General features: G+C 72.5%; 23 protein-coding genes. 12 read left to right on the top strand and 11 right to left on the bottom strand.

All coding sequences use genetic code 11. The annotated features are described in order from the left end of the window. The 6 genes from ACFY3N_RS26020 to ACFY3N_RS25995 all read left to right on the top strand — a co-directional run bounded on the left by ACFY3N_RS26020 (position 1) and on the right by ACFY3N_RS25995 (position 5,005). Positions 1-372 (top strand): DUF742 domain-containing protein, encoded by a 372-nt coding sequence (locus ACFY3N_RS26020; RefSeq protein WP_390819171.1) that lies wholly within the window; start codon positions 1-3, stop codon positions 370-372. Next, positions 350-961 (top strand): ATP/GTP-binding protein, encoded by a 612-nt coding sequence (locus tag ACFY3N_RS26015; protein WP_390819138.1) that lies wholly within the window; start codon positions 350-352, stop codon positions 959-961. The genes ACFY3N_RS26020 and ACFY3N_RS26015 overlap by 23 nt, the downstream gene beginning before the upstream one ends. Before the next feature lie 58 nt (positions 962-1,019). Beyond that, positions 1,020-1,595, top strand: coding sequence for a GAF domain-containing protein (locus ACFY3N_RS26010; RefSeq protein ID WP_390819137.1), 576 nt, complete (start codon positions 1,020-1,022; stop codon positions 1,593-1,595). A 184-nt stretch (positions 1,596-1,779) separates the two neighbouring features. Beyond that, positions 1,780-2,808: an L-threonine 3-dehydrogenase gene (tdh, locus tag ACFY3N_RS26005; RefSeq protein ID WP_390819136.1), complete on the top strand. Its 1,029-nt coding sequence runs from the start codon at positions 1,780-1,782 to the stop codon at positions 2,806-2,808. A gap of 55 nt (positions 2,809-2,863) precedes the next feature. Continuing rightward, the gene (locus ACFY3N_RS26000) at positions 2,864-4,063 is read left to right on the top strand and encodes a glycine C-acetyltransferase (RefSeq protein WP_390819135.1); all 1,200 of its coding nucleotides are present in this window, start codon (positions 2,864-2,866) and stop codon (positions 4,061-4,063) included. A gap of 36 nt (positions 4,064-4,099) precedes the next feature. After that, entirely contained in the window at positions 4,100-5,005 is a 906-nt protein-coding gene (locus ACFY3N_RS25995; protein ID WP_390819134.1) for a LysR family transcriptional regulator, read from the top strand. A gap of 78 nt (positions 5,006-5,083) precedes the next feature. On the opposite strand, the gene ACFY3N_RS25990 is transcribed toward ACFY3N_RS25995, so the two are convergent. Next, entirely contained in the window at positions 5,084-6,253 is a 1,170-nt protein-coding gene (locus tag ACFY3N_RS25990; protein WP_390819133.1) for a 4-hydroxybenzoate 3-monooxygenase, read from the bottom strand. Positions 6,254-6,373: 120 nt separating this feature from the next. Further along, positions 6,374-7,129, bottom strand: a complete 756-nt coding sequence (locus ACFY3N_RS25985) for an IclR family transcriptional regulator (RefSeq protein ID WP_390819132.1) — start codon at positions 7,127-7,129, stop codon at positions 6,374-6,376. 422 nt (positions 7,130-7,551) lie between these two features. Between ACFY3N_RS25985 and ACFY3N_RS25980 the strand changes: the two genes are divergently transcribed. The 4 genes from ACFY3N_RS25980 to ACFY3N_RS25965 all read left to right on the top strand — a co-directional run bounded on the left by ACFY3N_RS25980 (position 7,552) and on the right by ACFY3N_RS25965 (position 12,313). Further along, positions 7,552-8,232: a TetR/AcrR family transcriptional regulator gene (locus ACFY3N_RS25980; protein ID WP_390819131.1), complete on the top strand. Its 681-nt coding sequence runs from the start codon at positions 7,552-7,554 to the stop codon at positions 8,230-8,232. Positions 8,233-8,405: 173 nt separating this feature from the next. After that, the gene (locus ACFY3N_RS25975; RefSeq protein WP_390819170.1) at positions 8,406-9,980 is read left to right on the top strand and encodes an MDR family MFS transporter; all 1,575 of its coding nucleotides are present in this window, start codon (positions 8,406-8,408) and stop codon (positions 9,978-9,980) included. Between the two features lie 182 nt (positions 9,981-10,162). Further along, positions 10,163-11,230, top strand: a complete 1,068-nt coding sequence (locus tag ACFY3N_RS25970) for a nitrous oxide reductase family maturation protein NosD (RefSeq protein ID WP_390819130.1) — start codon at positions 10,163-10,165, stop codon at positions 11,228-11,230. A 54-nt stretch (positions 11,231-11,284) separates the two neighbouring features. Then, on the top strand, positions 11,285-12,313 hold the full coding sequence (locus ACFY3N_RS25965; RefSeq protein ID WP_390819129.1) for a methyltransferase: 1,029 nt from the start codon (positions 11,285-11,287) through the stop codon (positions 12,311-12,313). Between the two features lie 83 nt (positions 12,314-12,396). On the opposite strand, the gene ACFY3N_RS25960 is transcribed toward ACFY3N_RS25965, so the two are convergent. The 7 genes from ACFY3N_RS25960 to ACFY3N_RS25930 all read right to left on the bottom strand — a co-directional run bounded on the left by ACFY3N_RS25960 (position 12,397) and on the right by ACFY3N_RS25930 (position 17,700). Next, complete coding sequence (locus tag ACFY3N_RS25960) at positions 12,397-12,732, bottom strand: TcmI family type II polyketide cyclase (protein ID WP_390819128.1); 336 nt, start codon at positions 12,730-12,732, stop codon at positions 12,397-12,399. Between the two features lie 25 nt (positions 12,733-12,757). Beyond that, positions 12,758-13,240, bottom strand: coding sequence for an SRPBCC family protein (locus ACFY3N_RS25955; protein ID WP_390819127.1), 483 nt, complete (start codon positions 13,238-13,240; stop codon positions 12,758-12,760). A gap of 2 nt (positions 13,241-13,242) precedes the next feature. Next, the gene (locus tag ACFY3N_RS25950) at positions 13,243-13,503 is read right to left on the bottom strand and encodes an acyl carrier protein (RefSeq protein ID WP_390819126.1); all 261 of its coding nucleotides are present in this window, start codon (positions 13,501-13,503) and stop codon (positions 13,243-13,245) included. 27 nt (positions 13,504-13,530) lie between these two features. After that, complete coding sequence (locus ACFY3N_RS25945) at positions 13,531-14,775, bottom strand: ketosynthase chain-length factor (protein ID WP_390819125.1); 1,245 nt, start codon at positions 14,773-14,775, stop codon at positions 13,531-13,533. After that, positions 14,772-16,040, bottom strand: coding sequence for a beta-ketoacyl-[acyl-carrier-protein] synthase family protein (locus ACFY3N_RS25940; protein ID WP_390819124.1), 1,269 nt, complete (start codon positions 16,038-16,040; stop codon positions 14,772-14,774). The genes ACFY3N_RS25945 and ACFY3N_RS25940 overlap by 4 nt, the downstream gene beginning before the upstream one ends. Continuing rightward, positions 16,037-16,504, bottom strand: a complete 468-nt coding sequence (locus ACFY3N_RS25935) for a cupin domain-containing protein (protein WP_390819123.1) — start codon at positions 16,502-16,504, stop codon at positions 16,037-16,039. Before ACFY3N_RS25935 ends, ACFY3N_RS25940 begins: the two co-directional genes overlap by 4 nt. A 71-nt stretch (positions 16,505-16,575) precedes the next feature. After that, positions 16,576-17,700, bottom strand: a complete 1,125-nt coding sequence (locus tag ACFY3N_RS25930) for a SchA/CurD-like domain-containing protein (protein WP_390819122.1) — start codon at positions 17,698-17,700, stop codon at positions 16,576-16,578. Between the two features lie 233 nt (positions 17,701-17,933). On the opposite strand from ACFY3N_RS25930, the gene ACFY3N_RS25925 reads away from it, so the two are divergent. Continuing rightward, positions 17,934-19,682, top strand: coding sequence for an FAD-dependent oxidoreductase (locus tag ACFY3N_RS25925; RefSeq protein WP_390819121.1), 1,749 nt, complete (start codon positions 17,934-17,936; stop codon positions 19,680-19,682). Between the two features lie 22 nt (positions 19,683-19,704). Here the strand turns inward: ACFY3N_RS25925 and ACFY3N_RS25920 are convergent, their stop codons facing one another. Both ACFY3N_RS25920 and ACFY3N_RS25915 read right to left on the bottom strand, forming a co-directional pair. After that, the gene (locus ACFY3N_RS25920; protein ID WP_390819120.1) at positions 19,705-20,673 is read right to left on the bottom strand and encodes a hypothetical protein; all 969 of its coding nucleotides are present in this window, start codon (positions 20,671-20,673) and stop codon (positions 19,705-19,707) included. Between the two features lie 156 nt (positions 20,674-20,829). Further along, on the bottom strand, positions 20,830-22,275 hold the full coding sequence (locus ACFY3N_RS25915; protein ID WP_390819119.1) for a glyceraldehyde-3-phosphate dehydrogenase: 1,446 nt from the start codon (positions 22,273-22,275) through the stop codon (positions 20,830-20,832). Between the two features lie 199 nt (positions 22,276-22,474). Between ACFY3N_RS25915 and ACFY3N_RS25910 the strand changes: the two genes are divergently transcribed. Further along, entirely contained in the window at positions 22,475-22,879 is a 405-nt protein-coding gene (locus ACFY3N_RS25910) for an SseB family protein (protein ID WP_390819118.1), read from the top strand. Positions 22,880-22,888 lie beyond the last annotated feature (9 nt).

Below are 22,888 nucleotides of genomic sequence, written 5' to 3'. Positions count from 1 at the left end.
GTGACGGCGGCCGGTGACGGGCCCTGGCTCGACGACGCGGCCGGACGGCTGGTGCGCCCCTTCACGGTCAGCAACGGCCGCACCCGTCCCACCGTCGCCCTCGACCTCATGTCGCAGGTCAGGGCCACCGGCGCCACCCCGCTCGGCTATCTCGGCCCCGAGCACGCACAGGCCCTCGACCTGTGCCGCGCTCCCGTCCCGGTCGCCGAGGTCGCCGCCCACCTCGGGCTGCCGGTGGCCGTCACCAAGGTGCTGCTGGCGGACCTCGTCGACTGCGGGGCGCTGACCGACAAGCCCCCCGCGTTCCACCACAACCCGACGGACCGGGCCCTTCTGGAGGCAGTGCTCGATGGACTACGACGACAGCTCTGACCACGTCGACGCCCCCTTCCCCACCGCGCTCAAGATCCTGGTGGCGGGCGGGTTCGGCGTGGGCAAGACGACCTTCGTCGGCGCGGTCAGCGAGATCGCGCCGCTCAGCACGGAGGAACTCCTCACCACGGTCGGCGCCGCCACCGACAACCTCGACGGCATCGAGAACAAGGTCGAGACGACCGTGGCCATGGACTTCGGCCGCATCACCCTCGACGCGGAACACGTGCTGTACCTGTTCGGCACTCCCGGCCAGGAGCGGTTCTGGTTCATGTGGGACGAGCTCTGCGAGGGCGCGCTCGGCGCGGTCGTCCTCGCCGACACCCGGCGCCTTCAGGAGTGCTTCGCGGCGGTCGACTTCTTCGAGCAGCGCGGTCTCGGATTCATCGTCGCCGTCAACGAGTTCGACGGCTCCTTCCGCTACGACCCCGGGGAGGTGCGCGCCGCCCTCGACCTCCCCGCGCAGACCCCCGTCGTCCGCTGCGACGCCCGTATCTCCAGCTCCGGCGTCCAGACCCTGCTCACCCTGGTCCGTCACCTCATCGCCCACACCCCGGCCGCCACGACGGGGTACGGCGCCCCCATGTGATCACCGCACACCCTCGGAGCCCCTGTATGACCTTCCCCCATGACCCGGGAGCCCGCCCATGAGCTACGACCCGCCCCGCCCGGCAGGTCGTCTGCTGCTCACCCCCGAGGACGGCCAAGCGCCGGAGCGCGCCCGCAGACTGCGCCGGCTGGGACTGGGGGAGCACCCCGAGCCCGCGCTCGACGCCTTCGCGTACGGTCTCGCCGAGCTCACCGGAGCGCCGTACGCCATGGTCAACCTGCCTGGCGAGAAGGGGCAGTTCTTCGCGGGCCTGCACACCCCGCCCGTCGCGCCGGCCGTGCGGGGCGACGGCACCGGCGCCCTGCCGGGCCGGGTGCTGCCCCGCGACCACGGCTTCTGCCCCCATGTGGTGGCCCGGCGCAAGGCGCTGGTCCTGGAGGACGTGAGCGACTACCCGCGGTTCGCGGGCAACCCGGTGGTGGACGAGTTCGGCATCCGCTCCTACCTGGGCGCGCCGCTCGTCGACAGCACCGGCATGGTGCTCGGCACCGTGTCGGTCGCCGACGTCCGGCCACGCGCCTGGGGACAGCCGGGGCTCGCCGCCATCAAGGCGCAGGCCGCGGACCTCGTCGTACGGCTGGAGCGCCGGGAGGACGACGGACCGCCGCCGTGAATCCGCGCGGCACGGGGCCGGACGGGTGACGGTGTGAAGGAAAGCTGTGGCCGCGCTTAAGAAAACCTCGATGGACCGGTGAGGGTGTCGTACGGCAGATTGCAGTGCGATTCCACTCCTCCTCCCGGACCGGGGCCGCTTCGGCGTGCCCGGGGGCCGGGACTCACCCTCAGGAGCCGTAGCGTTGAAGGCGCTGGTCAAGGAGAAGGCGGAGCCCGGTCTGTGGCTCGCGGACGTCCCGGAGCCCGCCGTCGGACCCGGCGACGTGCTGATCAAGGTGCTGCGCACCGGTATCTGCGGCACCGACCTGCACATCCGGTCCTGGGACGGCTGGGCGCGGCAGACGATCAGCACCCCGCTGGTCCTCGGGCACGAGTTCGTCGGCGAGGTCGTGGAGACCGGCGGGGACGTCACCGACATCAAGGCCGGTGACCGGGTCAGCGGCGAGGGCCACCTGGTGTGCGGCAAGTGCCGCAACTGCCTGGCCGGCCGCCGCCACCTGTGCCGGGCCACGGTCGGCCTCGGCGTCGGACGCGACGGCGCCTTCGCCGAGTACGTCGTGCTCCCCGCCACCAACGTCTGGGTGCACCGGGTCCCCGTCGACCTCGACGTCGCCGCGATCTTCGACCCGTTCGGCAACGCCGTGCACACCGCGCTGTCCTTCCCGCTGGTCGGCGAGGACGTCCTGATCACGGGCGCCGGCCCGATCGGTCTGATGGCCGCCGCCGTGGCCCGGCACGCGGGCGCGCGCAACGTCGTGATCACCGACGTCAGCGAGGAGCGCCTGGAACTCGCCCGCAAGATCGGCGCGACCCTGGCGCTGAACGTCGCCGAGTCCACCATCGCCGACGGGCAGCAGACCCTCGGACTGCGCGAGGGCTTCGACATCGGCCTGGAGATGTCCGGCCGCCCCGAGGCCGTGCGGGACATGATCGCCAACATGACGCACGGCGGCCGGATCGCGATGCTCGGCCTGCCGGCCGAGGAGTTCCCGGTCGACTGGTCCCGGATCGTCACCTCGATGATCACCATCAAGGGCATCTACGGCCGTGAGATGTTCGAGACCTGGTACGCCATGTCGGTCCTGCTGGAGGGCGGCCTCGATCTCGCCCCCGTGATCACCGGCCGCTACTCCTACCGCGACTTCGAGGCCGCCTTCGAGGACGCGGCCGGCGGCAGGGGCGGCAAGGTCATCCTCGACTGGACCGATTGACCACGGCTCGGTTCGCCCCTTCGGGTCACTCGCCCTCAACCTCCTAGGAGCCTCGATGTTCGAATCCGTCCGCGACGACCTGCGCGCCACCCTCGACGAGATCCGCGCGGCCGGCCTGCACAAGCCCGAGCGCGTCATCGGCACCCCGCAGTCCGCGACCGTGAGCGTCACCGCCGGCGGCCGTCCCGGCGAGGTCCTCAACTTCTGCGCCAACAACTACCTCGGCCTCGCCGACCACCCCGAGGTGGTCGCCGCCGCCCACGAGGCGCTCGACCGCTGGGGCTACGGCATGGCGTCCGTCCGCTTCATCTGCGGCACCCAGGAGGTGCACAAGGAGCTGGAGGCGCGGCTGTCGGCGTTCCTCGGCCAGGAGGACACGATCCTCTACTCCTCCTGCTTCGACGCCAACGGCGGTGTCTTCGAGACGCTGCTCGGCCCCGAGGACGCGGTGATCTCCGACGCGCTGAACCACGCGTCGATCATCGACGGCATCCGGCTCTCCAAGGCCCGCCGCTTCCGCTACGCCAACCGCGACATGGCGGACCTGGAGCGGCAGCTGAAGGAGGCCGCCGAGGGCGGCGCGCGCCGCACGCTGATCGTCACCGACGGCGTCTTCTCCATGGACGGCTACGTCGCCCCGCTGGACGAGATCTGCGACCTCGCCGACCGGCACGGCGCCATGGTCATGGTCGACGACTCGCACGCCGTCGGCTTCGTCGGCCCCGGCGGACGCGGCACGCCCGAACTGCACGGCGTCATGGACCGCGTCGACATCGTCACCGGCACCCTCGGCAAGGCGCTCGGCGGCGCCTCCGGCGGCTATGTCGCCGCCCGCGCCGAGATCGTCGCCCTGCTGCGCCAGCGCTCCCGCCCGTACCTGTTCTCCAACACCCTCGCCCCGGTGATCGCCGCCGCCTCCCTGAAGGTCCTCGACCTGCTGGAGTCGGCCGACGACCTGCGCGTCCGGCTGGCCGCGAACACCGCCCTGTTCCGCCGCCGGATGACCGCGGAGGGCTTCGACGTCCTCCCCGGCGACCACGCCATCGCCCCGGTGATGATCGGCGACGCCGCCCGCGCGGGACGCATGGCGGAGCTGCTGCTGGAGCGCGGGGTGTACGTGATCGGCTTCTCCTACCCCGTCGTCCCGCAGGATCAGGCGCGGATCCGCGTCCAGCTGTCCGCCGCGCACTCCACGGACGACGTGAACCGCGCGGTGGACGCCTTCGTGGCGGCACGGGCGGAGCTCGACGCCTGAGCGGAGCACACCGAGCGATTTGAGACAATCGCATCCATGATCGAAGCGCGGCGGCTCCACATCCTCCGTGCGGTGGCCGACCACCGCACGGTCACGGCGGCGGCCGCCGCGCTGTACCTGACCCCCTCCGCGGTCTCCCAGCAGCTCGCCGCCCTGGAGCAGGAGACCGGCCACCGCCTCGTCGAGCGCGGCGCCAAGGGCGTACGGCTCACCCCGGCCGGCGAGATCCTGCTCGGCCACACCAACGCCGTCCTCGCCCAGCTGGAGCGGGCCGAGGCCGAACTCGCCGCCTACGGGTCGGGGGAGGCGGGCACGGTCACGGTGGCCGCGTTCGCCACCGGGATCGCCCAGGTCGTCGGGCCCGCGGTGGCCCGCCTCGCCGCGGCGGCGCCCGGCATCCGCCTCCGGGTCCAGGACGCCGAGGGGGACGCCAGCCTGCCGATGCTCCTCGACCGACAGGTCGACGTCGCCGTGGCGGTCGAGTACCGCGGGGCGCCGCCCGCCGACGACCCGCGGCTGGTCCACGTACCGCTGTACGCCGAACCCTTCGACGCGGTCGTCCCGGTCACCCACCGGCTGGCCGACACCGCCGAGGTGCCGCTCGCCGAGCTGGCCAAGGACCCGTGGATCGGCCCGTACCCCGGCAACCCGTGCCACGACGTGGTCGTGCTGGCCTGTGAGCACGCCGGGTTCCAGCCCCGTCTGGAGCACTCATCGGACGACTTCCGCGCGGTGGTCGCCCTCGCCTCGGCGGACGTCGGCGTCGCCCTGGTGCCCCGCTCCGCCCTGCGCGGCACGGACCTCACGGGCGTGGTCGTCCGCCCGGTCGACGGGGTGGCCCCGACCCGCCGCGTCTTCGCCGCCGTACGCCGCGGCGCCGAGGAACACCCGCTGATCCGCCCGGTCCTCGACGCCCTCCGCACGGCGGCCGGGGAGGCGTAGGCCGGCGGGAGGGTGACACGGCCGGCCGGCGTCCACCGCCGGGTCCCCGTCACCCGCCCGCGTCGGCCGCCCCGGAGCTCACCCGAGCGGCCAGCCGGTGTACCCCTCGGCGAGGTACGCGCGGCCGGCGTCCGACTCGACGACCGAGCGCAGCTCGCCGATCCGGCGCAAGCGGTCGAAGTCGCTCGCTCCGGGCTCGGCGTGCAGCATGCTCGTCATCCACCAGGAGAAGTGCTGGGCCTTCCAGATGCGCTTGCGGGCGGTGTCGGGGAAGGCGTCGAACAGGGACTCGTCCCCGTCGAGCAGCAGCGCGCGCAGCGCGTCGGTGAGGAGGACGACGTCGGCGACCGCGAGGTTCATGCCCTTGGCGCCGGTGGGCGGCACGGTGTGGGCCGCGTCGCCGACGAGCACGACCCGGCCCCGGCGCATCTCGTGCGCGACGAAGCTGCGGAAACGGAGCACGTCCCGCTGGAAGACGGGGCCCTCGTGGAGGGTGGTGCCGGGGACGCGGGACTGCAGGATCTCCCACAGCCGCTCCTCGGTGTACGCCCCGGTGTCGGTCGCCGGGTCGCACTGGAAGTACATGCGCTGCACACCGGGGCCGCGTTGGCTGATGAGGGCGAAGCCGTCCGGCGAGTTGCTGTAGATCAGCTCCTCGGCGCTGGGCGGCGCCTCGCACAGGATGCCGAACCAGGCGAACGGGTACTCCCGGAAATAGCCGCCGTGGGCGCCCGTCACGGCCTCGCGGGCCACGCTGCGGGAGCCGTCCGCGCCGATGACGACGTCGGCCTCGATCTCGACGGTGTTGCCCCCGGCGTCCTTGGCCACGACGCGCGGCCGGTTCGTCTCCGCGTCCTCCACGCGCTCGGCGGTCACTTCGAAGCGGAGGTCCTGGCCGGCGGCGAGGCGCGCGGCGACCAGGTCCCGCAGCACCTCGTGCTGCGGGTAGAGCCACACAGCCCGGCCGACGGTCGCGGCGAAGTCGATCCGGTGGCCCTCGCCGTCGAAGCGCAGCTCTATGCCCTCGTGCTTCTGTCCGACCGTGAGGACCCGGTCGGACGCCCCCGTCTCGCTGAGGATCTCGACGGTGCCCTGCTCCAGGATGCCGGCCCGGATGGTGGTCTCGATCTCCTCGCGGCTGCGGGAGTCGATGACGACCGACTCGATGCCGTGGCGGCCGAGCAGATGGGACAGCAGCAGACCGGCGGGACCTGCTCCGATGACGGCGACTCGGGTGCGTACGGGCATGTCGTCTCCTTCGACGGCCGAGGGGGTGGCAGGGAGTCTGGTGCCGGTCCGCCCCCGTTGACGACGGCTCTTCCCATTGAACGGGAATCGGATCTCCGCGACCCGCGGCCGGGCCGACGGCTACGGGCGGCGCGCGCCGAGCGCCGCCGAGATGCCCGCGGCGGCGGAGCGCAGCACCTCGGCCACGGGGCCGGTCGGCGTGGAGCGGGGGAGCACGACCGACAGCGCGGCGATCACCCGCCCGCGTCCCTCGCGCACCGGCACGGCGACACCGGTGGAGACGGCCTCGACCGTCCCCGGGGCCACGACGACGCCGTCGCGCCGGATGCCGGCCAGGAGGCGGCGCAGCAGCGCCGGGTCGGTCACGGTCTCCGGCGACACCGCCTCGAGTGGCCCGGCGAGGACCCGCTCCCGCAGCTCCTCCGGGCCGTGGGCGAGCAGGACCAGCCCCGACGACGAGGCGTGCAGGGGAAGGCGCCCGGCGATCCGGGTGATGTTCGCGCCCGCGTGCGGATGCGACAGACGCTCCACGAAGAGGGTCTCGCCGTTCTCCAGCACCGCGAGCTGGGTGTGCTCCCGGACCCGGGCCTGCACCCGCTCCATGAACGGCAGTGCCGCCTGCCGCAGACGGAGGGCGTGGGAGCCGCGCAGCGCCAGCTCCCACAGCCGCATGCCCAGCCGCACCCGCTGCTCCTCGTCCCGTTCCAGCAGCCCGCACTCCACCAGATCGGCCACGATCCGGTGCGCCGTGGACGACGGCAGCCGCGCGCGCCGTCCGATCTCCGCCGCCGTCTGCACGGTCCGGTCGGTGTCGAACGTCTCGAGGACGCGGACGAGCCGCTCGGTGACCGTCTCCCCGGACCGTGAGTTCGCCATCGTTCGTCCTTCCCGGCCCCTTTGCGGTGTGCGGGCGGCCGTCATGCCGCTGTGTCGAGTATCGGGGCGGCGCGGCGGCACACCTCGCGCGGGGCGTCGGGGACGGACCCCGCGCCGCCGTGCGCGGTGGGCCCGCCGTCGACGGGACCCCGGCGCCGGTACGGCCGGGCGGTGTCCCGCGGACGCCGGCCTCGCGGCAGACGGTCGCCCGGCCGGCCGGGGCGCCGACCGGGGTGCGGCCGGCCGGGCGCTCCCTCGCCTCCGCGGAGGGCACCCGGTACGCCGGCCGGCCGATCACCGCAGCCGACCCGGGCCCCCGGCCGGGCTGTTCGGACCCGGCGGGCGGGACGGCGTCGCCGCCGGCCCCCGCCGGACGGGAGCCGGCCGGAGATAATTTTGCATGGCGTGCATCTTTGCATAGCATGCAAGGTATGTCGGAGAAGGGTGCCGCGCAGGGCGGGCTGCGGGAGCGGAAGAAGCGGGCGACGCGCGCCGCTCTCGCCGAGGCCGCCGTGCGGCTGGCCGCCGAACACGGCGCGGAGAAGGTCACCGCCGAGGCGATCAGCGCGGCGGCCGGGGTGTCCGTGCGGACCTTCTTCAACTACTTCGACACCCGCGACGACGCCTTCGTCGTGATCGACGCGGACGCCGGCGCGCGGATGCGGCAGGCCGTACTCGACGCACCGGCCGCGCTCTCCCCGCTGGAGGCACTGCGCGAGGCCATGGCGGCCGAACTCGCCGAGGCGGAACAGCAGCACGAGCTGTGGCGGCTGCACGCCCAGGTGCTGCGCGCCTCGCCGCACCTGCTGGTCCGCACGCTCGGCGCGCACATGGCGGACGAGACCGAACTGGCCGAGGTCCTCGCCGCGCGCATCCGGGCCGGCGGACCGACGGCCCCCGTGCCCCCGCCCGCCTCCGCGACCGACGAGGAACGGCGCGGCGCGCTCGACCTCTACCCGCGGCTGCTGGCCGCGGTGGCGGGCACCGCGGTGCGCATCAGCGTGGAGCACTGGTGCGCCCGGCAGGAGGAAGCCGCCTTCCTCGACGTCTTCCAGGAGGTGTTCGCCCTCCTCGCCGCCGGTCTCCCGGCACCTCCCGCGTAAGCCCTCGCCCGGCCGCCCGGCCTCCCGCCGCGGCCGCCGCCCCCGCTGTCCGTTCCGCGCCCACGGGCGTGCCGGCACCTGCCGGCGCCCACCCCGCGCGTGCCGTTCGACCATCGTCCGAAAGAGATCCCGTGAGTTCACCCCCGGCGCCCGCCGACGCGCCTCCCGCCTCCATGACCCAACGGCAGATACTCCAGGCCATGTCGGGCCTGATGGCCGGCATGTTCGTCGCCATCCTGGCCGGCACCGTCGTCTCCAACGCGCTGCCGACGATCATCGCCGACCTGGGGGCCAGCCAGTCCTCCTACACCTGGGTCGTCACCGCCGAACTGCTGGCCATGACCGCGACGGTGCCCCTGTGGGGCAAGCTGTCCGACCTGTTCAACAAGAAGCTGCTGCTCCAGCTCTCCCTGCTGATGTTCGTGGTCGGCTCGCTGCTGGCGGGCTTCTCCCACGACACCACGCTGCTGATCTTCAGCCGGGTCGTGCAGGGCATCGGCGCGGGCGGTCTGACCGCGCTCGCGCAGGTCGTCATGGCCGCCGTCATCCCGCCCCGGGAACTGGGCAGGTACTCCGGCATCTTCGGCGCCGTGTTCGCCGTCGGCACCGTGGCCGGACCGCTGATCGGCGGTGTGCTGGTGGACACCGACTGGCTGGGCTGGCGCTGGTGCTTCTTCATCGGCGTGCCGTTCGCCCTGCTGGCCATCGTCCTGTTGCAGCGCACGCTGAAGCTGCCCACCGTCAAGCGCCAGGTGAAGATCGACTGGCTCGGCGCCTTCCTGATCGTCGCCGGTGTCTGCGCGCTGCTCGTCTGGGTCTCGCTGGCCGGCAACCAGTTCGACTGGGCGTCCTGGCAGACCGCCGCGCTGGTGATCGGCGGCGTGCTGCTGCTGGCCCTGGCGGTCCTCGTCGAGGCCCGTACCGACGAGCCGGTCATCCCGCTCGACATCTTCAGGAACCGCACGGTCACCCTGACCACGGTGGCCAGCCTCCTGGTCGGTGTCGCCATGTTCGGCGGGACCGTCTTCCTCTCGCAGTACTTCCAGGTGTCCCTGGGCAAGTCGCCGACCGTCGCCGGTCTGATGAGCCTGCCGATGATCCTGGGCCTGCTGGTGTCGTCCACCGTCGCCGGGCAGCTGATCAGCCGGACCGGCAGGTGGAAGAACTACCTGGTGGCGGGCGCGGTCGTCATGACCGTCGGCCTCGCGCTGCTCTCCCTGATCGACGCGGACACGCACTTCGGACTGCTCAGCCTGTACATGGCCGTCCTCGGCGTCGGCGTCGGCATGCTGATGCAGAACCTGGTGCTCGCCGCGCAGAACGACGTCCCCGCGGCCGAACTGGGCGCCGCGACCTCGGTGCTGTCCTTCTTCCGCAGCATGGGCGGCACGATCGGCACCAGCGTCCTCGGCGCGATACTCGCCAACCGGGTCGCCGACGAGACGGCCAAGGGGCTGGAGAAGGCGGGCGTCGCCGCAGGGGCCGAGGGCGGCCCGGGCGGCGGGCACAGCGTCCCGGACATGAGCACGCTGCCCGCCCCGATGCGGGAGATCGTGGAGCACGCCTACGGTGTCGCCACCGCCGAACTGTTCCTCGTCGCCACGCCGTTCGCGCTGCTCGCCCTGGTCGCCGTCGTGTTCCTGAAGGAGAAGCCGCTGAAGACCACCAGCGGCATGGAACGCCTCGCCGAGGAGTCCGCCACCGCGGGCGCCGCGCCGGACAGGGACCCGGCGACCCCGGTCGCCTGAGCCGGAACCCGGCCGACGGGAGGCACGGAAACGGACGGGGCCGCCCACCGCACGACGGTGGGCGGCCCCGTCCGCCGTTCACGGCGGAGGAGCCGGACGGGTGATCACCCGTCGGGCGGGGGCCCGGCCCGCCTGGGTGATCACCGGTGGCGGGGCCCAACCCCCGCTCATAGCTTCGGCTCATGAACAAACGCCACATCGCCCTCCTCGCCTGTACCGCCGCCGCCGTGGCCGCGGGACTGGGCGCCGCTCCGTCGGTCCACCACCCGGCCGTGCACCGGGTACAGCCCGGCCAGTCGATCCAGAAGGCCGTGGACGCCGCGGAGCCGGGGGACGTCGTCCTCCTCGCGCCCGGCACCTACCGGCAGAGCGTCGACATCAAGGTGCCGGACCTGACCCTGCGCGGCCACGGCGCCGGCCGCACCGTACTGGTGCCCGCCGCGGACGCCGGCAAGAGCAAGAACGCCTGTGCCAAGGCCGGCCACGGCATCTGCGTCACCGGCACCGACAAGCGCCCGGTCGAGGACGTCACCGTACGGTCGCTGACGGTGCGGGGATTCGCCAAGAACGGGCTGTGGGCCACCGGCACCGACGGGCTGCAGGTCAAGCACGTGGTGGCGGAGAAGAACGGCCAGTGGGGCATCGCCGAGGAACGCTCCGTGCACAGCGTGCTCAGCGACAACCTCGTCCGGAGGAACGGCGACGCCGGGCTGTTCGTGGCCAACACCGTCGACACCGAGGAAGGCGCCCGGGACGCGGAGCGGACCGTCATCCGCCACAACCGGATGGCCGACAACCGGGTCGGCGTCACCGTGCGCCGGCTGCGGAACCTGACCGTCGACGGCAACGAGGCCACCGGCAACTGCGCCGCCGTGTTCGTGGTGGGCGACGAGTCCAGGCCGCGCGCCGGCGCCCTGCGCGTGACGCGCAACTACGTCCACGCCAACAACAAGTACTGCCCCAAGACGCCCCGGCTGCCCTTCCTGCAGGGCTCGGGCATCGTCCTCACCGGCACCGAGGAAACCCTGGTCGCCTACAACCGGGTCGAGGACAACAAGGGCACCTCCCCGCTGTCCGGCGGCATCGTGCTCTTCAAGAGCCTCGTCGGCACCCCCGGTGAGCGCAACGACATCCGCGACAACCTGGTGACCGGCAACAGCCCGGCCGACCTGGCCGACCGGGACACCGCCGGGAACAACACGTTCGGCCGCAACACCTGCACGCTCTCCGAGCCCGCGGGCATGTGCTGACCGGCCCTCACCACCGCCCCCACCCACTGCACGACAGCAGAAGCGAGGCAACGGATGACCACCGTTGATCCGGCTCCCCCGCCGCCCATGCGGCTGCGGGAGCTCGTTTTCGGGGCGGCGTGCGCCGCCGCCGTACGCGCGGCCGTCCGCCTGGGCGTGGCGGACGCGCTGGACGACACCCCCATGACCGTCGACGACCTGGCGACGGCGGTCAAGACCCAGCCGCACACCCTTCGGCGGCTGCTGCGCGCCCTGTCCTGCCAGGGCGTCTTCGCCGAGAACCCCGACGGCACCTTCGAGCACACCGAGATGTCCCGGCTGCTGCGCGAGGACGACCCGCACAGCCTGCGGTACATCGCCCTGTGGTGCACCGAGCCGTGGACCTGGAACGTCTGGCCGCTGCTCGACGAGGCGGTGCGCTCGGGCGGCAACGTCTTCGAGGACGTGTACGACCAGGAGTTCTTCACCTATCTCAACGAGTCGGCCCCCGAGTCCGCCCATGTGTTCAACCGGGCCATGACGACCTCCAGCGAGCAGTCCGCGCGTGACGTGGCCCGGCTGCTCGACCTGGACGACGCCTCCTCCGTCGTGGACATCGGGGGCGGCCAGGGACACGTCCTGGCCGCCCTCCTGGAGAAACATCCGCACCTCCACGGCACCCTGCTCGACCTGCCGGGGGTCGTCGAGAACGCCGACCCGCGGCTGCGCGGGGGCGGTTCCCTCGCCGACCGGGCCGAGGTGGTGGCCGGGGACTGCCGCGAGGACGTCCCCGTCCGGGCGGACGTGTACATCATCAAGAACGTCCTGGAGTGGGACGACGACAGCACCCGCCGGGTGCTCGCGGGCATCCGCCGGGCGGCGCGGCCCGGAGCCCGCGTCGTCGTCATCGAGAACCTCGTCGACGACACCCCGTCGATGCGGTTCACCACCGCCATGGACCTGCTGCTGCTCCTCAACGTCGGGGGCGCGAAGCACACCCGGCGGAGCATGGTCGACCGGCTGACCGACGCGGGCCTCGTCATCGGTGGCGTCAGCCCGGTCAACGCCTATCTCCACGCCTTCGAGTGCACCGTCCCCGGCTGACCGAAGGCGCGCCGAAACCCCGAGGCCGCCGGCTCCGCGACTGACGCGGGACCGGCGGCCTCGGGGTTTCGGCGGCCGCTCGCTCAGGAGCCGGCGCTCCGCTCCCAGCGGTAGAAGCACTGGGCCATGGCGTCCTTGGGACTGCGCCACGTGGCCGGGTCGTACGCGCTGACGTACGCCTCCAGCTGCTTGCTGACGCCGCGGAACTCGGGGTGCCCGGCGACCTTCGCGATCGCGGGTGCCGGGTCCTGCTCGGCCTCGATGAGGTGCAGGTACACGTCGTCGCCGAACTGGAAGAGGCTGCGCCGGCTGACACCGATCAGGTGGGGGAGTTCACCCCGGTCGGAGGCGGCGAACACCTCGGCGATGTCCGGCGCCGAACCGGGCTTCATCCGGGCGACGATGAGGGCGTGGTGCATCGGGTGTCCTTCCCTGGACGGGTGCTCAGCGCGAGGACGCGACGGACGCGCTCTCGCTGTCGCGGGCGACCTGCTCGATCCGGTCCCGGATGAGGGCCAGCTGCGTGACGGAGTTGCGGTTGATGTTGTCCGTCATCCAGTCGTCGTCGACCGGGGCGTCGGGCTTCATCGCGAAGTCCTGCGTCCAGCGCATCTGCACACCGCCCGGCAGCTCCGTGTACTCCCACACGATGTTCATGTGGGCGAACGGACCCGTCTCGACGCGGCGGGCGTGGACCGTGCGCTTCTCGCGGTCCGGGGTGCGCTCCGACACCCAGCTCCACACCTTCCCGTTCTCGTCGGGGTGCATGGTCAGCCGGAACCTCGTCGTCGCGCCCTCCCGGGCGAGGACCTCCACGGACGCGTACTCGCTGAACAGCCGCGGCCAGTTCTCCAGGTCGTTGGTCATCTCCCACACGAGGTCGAAGGGAGCGTCGATGGTGATGCTGTTCTCGGTGTGTCCGGCCACTTTCAGGCTCCAGCCGTGAGGGTGCTGTTGACGAGGTTCAGGAACTCCCGGGGCGTCCGGCAGCGCTCCGAGTCGGGCGGAAGCGACGCGCCGTACCGGTTCTCCAGCTCGCCGACGATGCCGAGCAGGCCGAGCGAGTCGAGGCCGAAGACGTCGAACGGGGACTCGGCCGACCGCTTCAGTTCCTGGGGGTCGACGGTGATGCCGGCCGCCTGCTTCATCAGCGTGGCCAGCTCGTCGAAGGTCACTTCGGAGGTGATCATGGGTGCCTGCTCCTTCCCCGCCCGGTCCTAACGGGCGGAATCGTCACCGCGGCGCACGACCAGCGCCGCGTTGGAGCCCATCAGTCCCCTGCTGAGGACCAGGGCGGTGCGCAGCTCGGCGGGACGAGCGCGCGACATCACCAGGTCGAGGTCGTGGCAGATGTCGAACACGTTGGGTGTCGGGGGCACCTGGCCGTGCTCCATGGCGAGCACCGCGGCCACCGTGTCCAGCACGGGCGCCGCGCAGTGGGCGCGCCCGATGCCCGTCTTGGGCGCCGTGACCGGGACGCGGGTGCCGTGCGCGCCCAGGGCGTCGGAGATCGCCAGCGCCTCGGCGCGGTCCGCCTCGGGGACCCCCATGGCGTCGGCGAACACGACGTCGATCTCCTCCGGCGCGCAGTCCGCCTCGTCGAGGGCGCCGCGGATGGCGCGGGCCAGGCCCTCCCGGGACTCCGCCCAGCGGGAGGCCCCGGTGAACGTGGCCGCGTGGCCGGCCACGGTGGCCCGTACGGGCACCCCGCGCGTCCGGGCGTGCTCCTCGTCCTCGACGACGAGCAGCGCGCCGCCCTCGGCGGGCACGAAACCGCACGCCTTCTCGGTGAACGGACGGTAGGCACGGGCGGGGTCGTCGAGGGTGCTGAGCTCGGGGTAGCCGAGCTGGCAGACCATCGAGTACGGCGCCAGCGGCGCCTCCGCGGCCCCCACGACCATGACGTCGGTGCCGCGCCGCACGGCCCGGGCGGCGTGCGCGAGGGAGTCCAGCCCGCCCGCCTCGTCGCTCGCCACCACCCCGCACGGCCCCTTGAGGCCGCTGCGGATGGAGATCTGGCCGGTGCTGGCGGCGTAGAACCAGGCGATGGACTGGTAGGGACCGACGAACCTGGAGCCCTGCCCCCAGAGTTTCTGCAGCTCGCGCTGGCCGAACTCACCGCCTCCGGACCCCGCGGCGGTGACCACGCCGATGGAGAACGGCTCGGCGGGATCGCCGCCGAGTCCGGCGTCGTCGAGGGCGAGGGCGGCGGCGGCCATCGCGAAGTGGCTGAACCGGTCGGTCTGCACCAGGAACCGGTCCTCGATGAGGGACGCGGGGTCGAAGCCCCGCACCTCGCCCGCCACCCGCAGCGGCAGATGGTCACAGCCCTCGCGGCTGATCGGATCCAGCACGCTGATGCCTTCGCGGACGGACTTCCAGTAGGCGTCGGTCCGCAGTCCGTTGGGCGCGACCACACCGATGCCGGTGACGGCCGCGCGCCCGGGGCGCCGATTGCTCATCGTGTCCTCCCGCCCGGCCCGGACAGCAGCACCGCGGACTGGAAACCGCCGAATCCGCTGCCGACGGAGAGCACATGGTTCAGCTTCCGCGGGCGGGCGGTGCGCGGCACGTAGTCCAGGTCGCACTCGGGGTCGGGGGTCTCGTAGTTCGCCGTGGGCGGCACCACCTGGTGCTTCAGCGCGAGGACGCAGGCGACCACCTCGATCGCGCCGATCGCGCCCAGCGAGTGCCCCACCATCGACTTGATGGAGCTCATGGGCGTCTCGTGGGCGTGCGCGCCCAGGGACCGCTTCACGGCGGCCGTCTCGTGCCGGTCGTTCTGCCGGGTGCCGGAGCCGTGCGCGTTGACGTAGTCGATCAGCGTGGGGTCGATACGGGCCTGGTCGAGCGTGGTGTCGATCGCCCGGGCCATCTCCAGCCCCTCACTGGTCAGACCGGTCATGTGGTAGGCGTTGCCGTAGGTGGCGTAGCCGCTGATCTCGCACAGGACCTCCGCGCCGCGGGCCCGCGCGTGCTCGTACTCCTCCAGGACGAGCACGGCCGCGCCCTCACCCATCACGAAGCCGTCGCGGCGGGCGTCGAAGGGCCGGGAGGCGTGCTCGGGGTCGTCGTTGTTGGGCGACGTCGCCTTGATGGCGTCGAAGCAGGCCATCGTGATCGGTGAGATCGGCGAGTCCGACGCCCCGGCGATGCAGACGTCGGCCCGGCCCTCGGCGATGGTGTGGAAGGCGTAGCCGACCGCGTCCAGCCCGGAGGTGCAGCCGGTGGAGACGGTCTGCACCGGGCCCCGGGCGTCGAACCGCTCGGCGACGACCGAGGCGAGCGTGCTCGGCGAGAAGGCCAGGTGCAGTTTCGGCTCGGCCCGCCGGTGGTCCACGTCCCAGCGCCGGCCGCCCTCGCTGACCAGCACGTAGTCGTGCTCCAGCCGGGTGGTGCCGCCGACCGCGCTGCCCAGCGAGACCGCGGTGCGCCAGGGGTCCATGGCCCCGGTGTCGAGGCCGGAGTCGCGCACCGCCTCGGCGGCGGCGACCACGGCGAACTGGATGTAACGGTCCGCGTGCTGGCACAGGTCCGGGTCCAGGCCGTGCTCGTACGGGTCGAAGTCGCACTCGGCCGCTATGCGCGAGCGCAGGCCCGCCGGATCGAACAGGGAGATGCCGCGGGTCGCGGTGCGGCCGGCTGCCAGAAGATCCCAGAACGCCGTCGCTCCGATGCCGCCGGGAGCGACCACACCTATACCGGTGACGGCCACCCGGCGGGTCATTTTATGGCCTCGCTCGGCTCGGCCGACCGACCGTGCTCAGGACCGCCGACCCGCAACTGCGGTCCGGCGACGGCACTTCCGGTCTCCTCGGTGTCGACGTGGCCGAGGCTCGGATGCGGGGCGAGCGGGCCCAGGTGGAACACCATGCGGGCCTCCTGGTCGCCGACGTTGCGGAAGCGGTGCCGCATGTCGATCGGGATCATCAGCCCCTGCTCGGCGCGGAGCGCGAACGGCTCGCCGTCCAGGTCCACTTCGAGCGCGCCGCTGACCACGTACACGAACTCCTCGGAGTACGGGTGGTAGTGCTCGCCGATGCGCTCGCCGGGCTTGATGATCGCCAGACCCATGAAGCCGCTGGTGGAGCCCACGGTGGCCGGGGTGAGCAGGGTTCTGAGGTCACCTCCGCGCCGTCGGTTGGGTTCCGTCTCGCTCAGGTCCACGATGCGTGGATGCTGCTTGGACATAAGGGTGTTACCTCCGGGTGTGCCGGTGACGTCCGGGCGGGCACGGCCGCGGACGGCACCGCGGTGGACCGTCAGGAATCCGCGGAGCGGCGGTCGGTGACGGGCATCATGTCGGCGTGCGCCAGGAGCCGGTTGAGGTTGCGTTCCGACTCCAGGGAGCCCTCGACGCCGATCGCGGCGCCGTCCAGGAGACGCTCCAGCTCGGCCGCCTTGCCCGGGCCCTTGACGCCGAGGGCGGAGAGCGGGTCGAGATCGAGTTCGCCCGTGACGTCGATCATGCGGGTCACGACGTCGTCGCGCTGGAAGACGGTGCTCGCGTACACCGGGCTGTCCGGGTCGCTCGCCGCGGCCTCGTCCTGGTGGGCGAGGAACCGGGCCAGCTCCAGGCCGCGGCCCGCCAGGGCCGGGTAGTACAGCATGTGCCGCCGCAGGCCGGCGGGTTCCGGGCGGCCGGCCTCCACGTGCTGCATGGCCGGGAGCGCGGCCCGGGTGAAGAACACCCGCGCGGAGTCGGAGTCGGACAGGTCCCGGTCCTGCTCCAGATGGGTGTTGATGGCATCTTCCACCGCCTGGACCTCGGGCTGGCTGGCCACGTGGCACAGGGTGGCCAGCAGGTCGCCCTCCACCTCCACGGCCCGTACGACGCGGTTGCCGTGCATGAAGAGCGAGGTGCGGTGCAGTCGCGTGATGCCGTTGATCCGCGTCTCGGGCGCGTCGTAGTTGGCCAGGATGTCCACGACCTTGGACTCGGAGCCCGGCTTGACGGTGAAGGTGAGGGCGTGGCGGGTCAGCCCGGCGCCCACCCGGGCCGCCGTCTGGAGGCCCGCCCGCGCCGCCTCGGGAGTGAGCGGCTGTTCCGGGTGGGTCTCGCGCAGGACGCTGTAGCGCATCGACCGGGTGTCCCGGACACAGCTGTGCATCGGCCGGACGATCGCGATGTGCTCCTCGCTGTTCACCCACGCGAGGAACGGCAGGGCGCTCTCCCATTCACTGGTGATGAGCCACTGCGAGGGGTTCTCGATCGACTGGCACAGTTGGTCGGTGATGTGACCGGGGACGGACGCGACCTTGTTGCGCATGTGTTCGTAGGCGTCGAGGAACTGCTCCTGGGCGCCCTCGTACAGGTCGAGCAGCAGGATCACCCGCAGCCTCGAACCGTCGAACGCCGACTGCGATACGCGTGCCGACATGGTCATCCGGCGCACCTCTCCTCTTCGTCGGAAGGTCAGGAACGACCGCCGTGTCCGAAGGGCCGCCGGTCGCCATGAGCCGATCATTGACGCGACTTTCCGGTGCGCGCGAGCGACGCGGGGCAGGTGGGTGAACCGCGTGTCATCCGGGTGCCGCCGGGACGCGAACCGGCCCGCACCGGGCATGAAAGGTGCGTCCTGTCCCACAGCCCGTCGAGGGCGACGCTGGAGGCGTTTCAATGAATCGATCGGATACGGCCGGCCGGGCGGATCACCGCACGCCGGTCCTCATCGTCGGCGGCTCCCTGGTGGGCCTGTCCATGTCCCTGTTCCTGGGGCGCCTCGGCGTGCCGCACACGCTCGTCGAACGCCACGCGGACACGTCGATCCACCCGCGCGGGCGGGGGAACAACGTACGCACCATGGAGCTGTTCCGGACGGCCGGACTCGAGCAGCGCATCGGCCGGGCCGCGTCGGTCCTGGCGGAGAACCACGGCATCTGGCAGACCCCGAGCCTGGCGGGCGACGAGGGCGAGTGGCTGCTCCAGGAGATCGACCCCGGAGGCGGGCTGGCCCGCTTCAGCCCCAGCGGGTGGTGCCTGTGCAGCCAGAACGACCTGGAGCCGGTGCTCCTCGAGGGGGCCCGAGAGCTCGGCGGGGACCTGCGCTTCGGGACCGAGATGATGTCCTTCGACCAGGACGCCGAGGGCGTGACGGTGCTGGTCAAGAGCCGGGAGACCGGCGAGCACACCAGGATCCGGGCGGACTACCTCGTCGCCGCCGACGGCCCGCGCAGCCCCGTCCGCGAGTCGCTGGGCATCGGGCAGAACGGCCCGGGCGACCTGTTCCACAACGTGAGCCTCACGTTCACCTCCCGTGACCTCGCCGACGTCGTCGGGGACCGGCGGTTCATCGTCTGCTACCTGACCAACCCGGAGGCCGACGGGGCCCTGCTGCCGGTCGACAACCGGGAGCACTGGGTGTTCCACGCCCCCTGGCACCCCGAACACGGCGAAACCCTCGAGGAGTTCACCGACGAGCGGTGCGTCGCCCACATCCGGAAGGCCGTCGGTGTGCCGGACCTCGACGTGGAGATCACCGGCCGGGCCGCCTGGCACGCCGCCGAGCGGGTCGCCGAACGGTACGCGGAAGGCCGGGTGTTCCTGGCCGGCGACTCCGCCCACGAGATGTCGCCCACCGGGGCGTTCGGCTCCAACACCGGCATCCAGGACGCCCACAACCTCGCCTGGAAGCTGGCCGCCGTGCTCGGCGGCTGGGCCGCGCCCGGCCTGCTGGAGTCCTACGACGCCGAGCGCCGGCCCGTCGCGGAGGCGACCAGCGCCCGTGCCTCCTCCCGTTCCAGCGAGCACAGCCACCCGGGGTACACGCCCGCCCCCGGCGCCCCCGCCCTCGGAGCCCCCGCCGGTCCCGGTGGTCCTGGTGGTCCTGGCGGTCCCGGTGGTCCTGGTGGTCCTGGTGGTCCCGGCGGCCCCGGTGGTCCCGGGATGAAGCCGGGCGGCATCCTCAACGTGGCGCTCTGCTACCGCTATCCGCGCGGCGCGGTCCTGGGCGCCGACCCGGCGACGCCGGTCATCCCCGACGGGGTGATGCTGACCGGTGAGCCCGGCAGCCGCGCCCCGCACGTGTGGCTGGACCGCTCCGGCACCCGGGTCTCCACGCTCGACCTGTACGAGCGGTCGTGCGTGCTGCTGAGTTCCGCGAACGGCGCCTGCGACTGGCACACCGCGGCGGCCGAGGTCGCGAAGGACCTCTCGGTACCGCTCGACGCGTACCGGGTGGGCGACGGCCCCGACGCGGAACTGACCCCCGAGGACGGTGCCGACTGGGCCCGGGCGCACGGGATCACCCCGGACGGCGCGGTACTGGTCCGCCCCGACGGCTTCGTCGCCTGGCGCTCCGAAGGGCCCGTACCGGACCCGGCGGCGGTGTTGCGGGAAGCCGTCGCCACCGTCCTGGCGCGGAACTGACGCGGGCGGCGGCCGGCGGACGTCACGCTCCGCCGACGCCGCCCTGCCGTCCCCGTTCCGCCTTGGCCTGGTGCTGCTCGAACCGCTGGACGGCGGGCCCGTCGGCGTTCCACGGCCAGGGCGTGACCATGCCCTGCAACGTCTGGAACACGGGATGCGCGTCGACGGCGCGGCCGGCCGCGCACAGCGCGTACGCCAGCACGTTCAGGTCGGCCTGCGCCGCCGCGTGCTGGAAGAAGCCCGGCTTCGCCCACAGCGCGGCGGCCTGCTCCAGCGCGGCGGCGATCTGCCCGCCCTCCCAGAGCTGACCGGCCGTCATGGCCCGCACCCCGCCCTGCGCCAGCAGCCCCTGGTACTGCCGCACGGCCGCAGTCAGCTCGACCGCGGCACACGGCGCGTTGGCCGGGATACGGGTGCGCACCACGTCGACGAAGTCGAGGACGGCCGCGCTGGACCCCCCCTCCTCCGGCGACAGGTACGCGAGCATCTGCAGATACGCCTCACGGTGCCAGCGGTCGCGTCCGGTGGCCTCCCGCCAGACGGCGTTGACGTCGTTCTGGCCGTAGCGCTCGATCCGCGACACACCGAGCAGGACCACCCACGGCAGCGGATCCTCCGGTCTTCGCTCGGCGGCCTGGTGGCACCGGGAGACCAGCTGCCCGGCGTCCTCCAGGCGCCCGTCCCGCAGTCCGCGCGCCAGTTCGGTCCAGGAGTGGAACAGCAGGGCGTCCGCGCTCTGCGGCTCCCTGTCCAGCCACGCCGCCGCGACCCCCGCGTCGGCCGTCGCCTCGGCCAGGACCGACACCCGGTGGCCCCGCCGGTCCCAGTCGTCCCCCGTCTCCTCCAGCAAGGAGGACACGAGGGTCACGTCCGCGGCCCTGCCGCCCCCGTTCCGCTTGCTCAACCGCCCCAGCACGCGCGCCAGGCCGGCGTCGTCGAGGGCGGGCACGATACGGGGGCGTCTGCTGGTGCGACTGCTGAAGAGGGCCATGCCGGAAGACTAGGAACTCTGCGTGCACCGGCAACCCGCAGGGGGTGATCGTTACCGATCTGCCCCCTACCGCCGGTACAGCGGGCACACCGGGGCGGGGCCGGACATCTCGCAGGACCCGCCCCCTCGTTCCGTTCCGCTTGCCGGCCCTCCGGGTCAGACCGCCGGGGCCGGGTACGTCGGGTACTCCACCCCGGAAACGTACTGGACGACCCGGACGACCTGGCAGGAGTAGCCGAACTCGTTGTCGTACCAGAGGTAGAGGATCGCGTTGTCGCCCTCGACCTTCAGCGCGCCGGCGTCGACGATCGAGGCGTGGCGCGAACCGATGAAGTCGCTGGAGACCGCGTCGGGCGCGCTGATGAAGTCGATCTGACGCTTGAGCGGCGAGGTCAGCGACACGTTGCGCAGGTGGTCCAGGACCTCCTGGCGGTCGGTCGCACGGCCCAGCTGGAGGTTGAGGATCGCGATCGAGACGTCCGGCACGGGGACCCGGATCGAGCTGCCGGTGATGGTCGCGTCGAGGTCGGGCAGCGCCTTGGCGACGGCCGAGGCGGCACCCGTCTCGGTGATCACCATGTTCAGCGGCGCCGAACGGCCGCGGCGCTCCGACTTGTGGTAATTGTCCAGCAGGTTCTGGTCGTTGGTGAACGAGTGCACGGTCTCCACGTGCCCGCGCAGCACACCGTACTCGTCCGCCATCGCCTTCAGCGGCGGCACGATCGCATTGGTGGTGCAGGACGCGCAGGACAGGATCCGCTCGTCCGGCTTGAGGGTGTCGTGGTTGACGCCGTGCACGATGTTGGGCACGTCGCCCTTGCCGGGGGCGGTCAGCACCACCTTGTCGATGCCGGGACGCAGGTGCTGCGAAAGCCCCTCGCGGTCGCGCCACTTGCCGGTGTTGTCGATGAGGATGGCGTTCTTGATGCCGTACGCCGTGTAGTCGATCTCCGTCGGGTCGCCCGCGTAGATCACCTTGACGGTGTTGCCGTTGGCGACGATCGTGCTGTTCGCCTCGTCGACGGTGATGGTGCCCTGGAACTGCCCGTGCACGGAGTCGCGGCGCAGCAGCGAGGCCCGCTTGACGATGTCCTGCTCACCGCCCCGGCGGACCACGATCGCGCGCAGGCGCAGCCCGTTGCCGGATCCCGACTTCTCGATGAGCAGCCGGGCCAGCAGCCGGCCGATGCGGCCGAAGCCGTAGAGGACGACGTCGCGCGGTTCGCGGCGGTCGATCCTGTCGGCGCCGGTCGCGCCGGCGACGGCCTCGGCGGTGAACTCGGCCACCGACCGACCCCGGTCGTCGGCGCGGTAGGCCTCGGCGAGCAGACCGATGTCGATCTGGGAGGGGCCGAGGTCGAGCGTGGTGAGCGCCCGCAGGAAGGGCAGCGTCTCGGTGACCGAGAGCTCCTCGCCGGCGATCTGCCGGGCGAAGCGGTGGGTCTTGAGGATGCTGACCACCGACTTGTTCACCAAGGAGCGGCTGTGCAGCAGGACGGTCACGTCCCGCTCCCGGTGCAGCTTCCCGATGATCGGGATCATCGACTCCGCGATCTCCTCGCGGTGCTTCCAAGCGGTGAACGAGTCTTCGTTGACAGTCACAGGATCATCTTTCGAGCTAGAGGGTGCTCATATGATAGCCATGTGGGCCGTCGGCTCCGGAGGGGGTGCCGGAAGGGGTGCGGGCGCGCCGGGACCCGCAGGGTTGCGCGGGACGCGAACGGGTACGCGGGCAGGACTGCGCCCGGGCCGGATCCCGTCCCGGGCGGGCCGCACGACCGCCGCTACCAGGGAATCTGCCATGGAGACACCCGCGCACGAGAACAACGCCCCCACGCCCGCGCAGCGGGCCCTGGACACCCTGTCGGAGAACACCGAGGACGCGAGGGCGCTGGACGCCCTCGCCAACAGCGACGTGCTGATCCCGGTGCCGGACGACGCGGGCGACGAGGAGGCCGCCGACCCCGGTGCGGTCGCCCTGCCGGTGCTGGAGCAGCCGGGCGGCACCCAGGTGGTGCCCGTGTTCACGTCCGAACTGGAGATGGCCGGGCTGCTGCCGTTCGTCTCCCGCTACCGGCTCGTCCCGCTCGGCGCGCTCGCCGCGCAGTGGCCGGCCGAGGACCTGTCGCTCACCATCGACGGCAGCTCCGAGCACCGGCTGACGCTCACCTCGGAGGGGGTGCGCACGCTGCTGGCCCGGCCATGAGCCGGCCGG

Source organism: Streptomyces sp. NPDC000348, from assembly GCF_042898795.1.
Classification (GTDB): domain Bacteria; phylum Actinomycetota; class Actinomycetes; order Streptomycetales; family Streptomycetaceae; genus Streptomyces.
This window is presented reverse-complemented; position numbering and strand designations above follow the sequence as displayed.